Source organism: Neisseria sp. P0021.S005 (assembly GCF_051956955.1).
Map to the genome: position 1 here is coordinate 1 of NZ_JBQCWY010000932.1, position 479 is coordinate 479.

A 479-nucleotide genomic window follows, 5' to 3' on the forward strand; every position below is an offset into this window, starting at 1 on the left:
CATTGTTGCGATTCACAAGATTGATAAACCAGGTGCTAACCCAGAGCGTGTAATCGGTGAATTGGCTGAACATGGCGTTATCTCAACTGCATGGGGTGGCGATAGCGAATTCGTTGAAATTTCAGCGAAGTTTGGTCAAAACATTGAAGAGTTACTTGAAACAGTTCTTCTTGTGGCTGAAGTGGAAGAACTTAAAGCTGACCCAACAGTTCGTGCCATCGGTACCGTTATTGAAGCGCGTTTGGATAAAGGTAAAGGTGCGGTTGCAACCCTCCTTGTTCAACAAGGTACCTTGCATGTTCAAGACCCAATCGTTGTTGGTAATACCTTCGGACGTGTCCGTGCTATGACCAATGACCTTGGTCGTCGTATTAAGACTGCAGCACCATCAACACCAGTTTCAATTACTGGTTTGAACGAAGCGCCTATGGCGGGTGACCATTTTGCCGTTTATGAAGACGAAAAAGCAGCTCGTGCAG

General features: G+C 46.1%; 1 pseudogene. It reads left to right on the forward strand.

The window, feature by feature from the left end:
- Positions 1-479: pseudogene (locus ACTHUE_RS20220) on the forward strand (translation initiation factor IF-2); the annotation flags it as partial.